Origin of the sequence: Aeromonas sp., from assembly GCF_051657805.1 — a bacterium.
In the GTDB taxonomy this organism is placed as follows: domain Bacteria; phylum Pseudomonadota; class Gammaproteobacteria; order Enterobacterales; family Aeromonadaceae; genus Aeromonas.
Genome location: NZ_JBOFLJ010000039.1, coordinates 1 through 2,514, shown reverse-complemented (window position 1 = coordinate 2,514; position 2,514 = coordinate 1). Strand labels below are relative to the sequence as shown.

Annotated in this window: 1 protein-coding gene; it reads left to right on the top strand. The window is 57.5% G+C overall.

What is annotated here, in order from left to right; all coding sequences use genetic code 11:
- Positions 1 to 2,383 (top strand): reverse transcriptase domain-containing protein (locus ACRCYW_RS14475; protein WP_438550771.1); only part of this gene is annotated, 2,383 nt, incomplete at its 5' end.
- Positions 2,384 to 2,514 lie beyond the last annotated feature (131 nt).

The window sequence follows — 2,514 nt, the reverse complement described above, 5'->3', positions numbered from 1 at the left end:
CAATATCACCGAAGAAACCGTTGCCACCGCCGCCACCAAACTCTCCGGTGCATGTGGTCCCAGTGGCACTGATGGATACACCCTGAAAACATGGCTCCTTTACCACCGCAAATCAAGTACTGCCCTCCGTGACGCCTTTGCCCGCTTTGCCAACTGGCAAGCCAACAACAATGTCCCTTGGGCTGCCATCCGTGCTCTCCTCTCCAACCGCGGCCTCGCTCTGGATAAATTTCCCGGTGTTCGCCCCATTGGAATTGGAAACATTGAACGGCGCTTGATTGCCAAATGCATCCTAGCTGAAGCCGGTCCTGCCGCCACCGAAGCTGCAGGCACCACTCAACTAGCTGTTGGCCTCCCTGCGGGCATCGAAGGTGCCATCCATGCAGCGCGTCATATGTGGGACACTCAATCTTCTCACGAACAGTTCGGCTTCCTCCAAATAGATGCCAAAAATGCTTTCAATGAGCTGGACCGCACCATGATGCTCTATGTTGTCCGATACCTCTGGCCCCAGGGAGCCCGCTATGCCTTCAACTGCTACAAACACTGGTCTCCTGTTTTGTACCTGGATCCCTGCAATGGGACGGCGACCACAGTCCTCAGTGCCACCGGTGTCGTCCAAGGTTGCCCCGCTTCCATGATCCTCTATTCTCTCACCCTTGTCCCCCTTATCAAGCGCCTGCAACTCGAATTCCCTAAACTCCTCCACCTCTGGTATTCAGATGATGGCAATGCCGCCGGCCTCTTTCCTGACCTCAAAATCTTTCTCACCCGACTCACCACCCTTGGCAAACCCTACGGATATCACGTTCAGCCTACCAAATGCCAACTCATCACCCGTCACCTCGACAAAGCCAACACTGCCTTTCCCTCCACCCGTCATGGTTCCGTCATCATCACCTCTGGTAACCGCTTTCTTGGCGGCCACATCGGCAGTGACACCCATTTCACCAGCTGGCTCACCGCCAAAATCCAAACCTGGGCCACCGCCATCGCCTCCCTCTCCACAGCTGCACCCCGCTTTCCCCAATCCGCCTATACTGGGCTCCAGAAATCCCTCCAGCAAGAATGGCAACATGTCCAGCGAACCTGCCCATGCCCGCCCCACCTTTTTGCTCCCCTTGAACATGCCATTGCTGATACCTTCATCCCCGCCCTTTTCCAACTCCCTGTCTTTCACCCCAGCCTCCCCCCCCGCCACATCACCGCTTTGCCCATCAAACGTGCTGGCCTCGCCCTCCCCAATCCTATTCACGAGGCTCCCTCCTGCCACACCGCCAGCAAAGACATCACCTTCGAAATCTCCCGCTCCCTTGTTGCCCCCACCGGCTGCCAACCTCATTTGACACGACCAACTAACCCCACTGTGTCAGAAACAGGACCCTTCCGTATTGCCGCCCATCGTGACAACCTCGCCACCGGTCGCATTCTCGCCCACCACGCCAAAGACACCGCCCACCAAACCATCTTTGACAACCACCTTGCCACCCTACCTCCACCCCTCCAACTCCGCCTCCAGCGCTGCTGCCACACCGGCTCTTGGCTTTCTGCCCGTCCCGGCCTCCTCGAACGAACCGTTCTCTCCGCTCAAGAATGGCGTGATGGCCTCTACATCCGCTTTGGCATCACCCCCAGCCACATCCCCGCCACCTGTGATGGCTGCAACTGCCCCAACGACATCAATCATGCTCTCAACTGTCTGCATGGTGGCCTGGTCCATCTTCGCCACAATGAGATCCGACAAGAACTTGCCGCCATTGCCTGTGAAGTTTTTGAAGCCTCTGCTATTACCATCGAACCCTCCCTTGCCCTTACCGCCGCCCCCTCTGTTCCCCTCGGCCAGCCCATCTACGTCGACCCCCTTCCCGCTCCCCCCCACCCCACCGACCCCCCAGCCACCACCCCTGCCCCCACACCTGCCACTCACGACCGCGGTGACATCGCCATCCGTGGTCTCTTTGAACGCGGCACCAATGCCATCATTGACGTCAGGATCACCAACCTCGACAGTCTCACCAGTCGCACCCGCGATGCTGCCACCATCCTCCAACGTCACGAGACCGAGAAGCGCCGACGCTACCAAGACATCTGTGCCTCCCGCCGCGAATCCTTCCACCCATTTGTCGCCTCCACCGACGGTATGCTTGCCCCTGAAGCAACCCGCATCCTCCAACACCTTGCGGAAATCATGGCCCGCAAACAACAGCGGCCCTACTCTGCCATCATGAAGCACCTCCGCCTCCGCCTTGCCATTACACTCGTCAAGGCTGTCCATCACTGCCTACGAGGTTCCCGCAAAAAGCGCCACCTTGCCCCCAACACCCCTTTCATCCCCCTCTCCCCCCTTGAACCCAGCCCTGACTTTCGCATGTTACACGGCTAAGCCCCCTGTTAGCCCCCTTTACACATAGGTCCCTAATCCTCCTCTAAGTCCCTGTTTATCATTACTGTATGTAATATTATACTACAGCACTCCTACACTGCTCACAATAGAAATTTGTACTATTGCCTTTA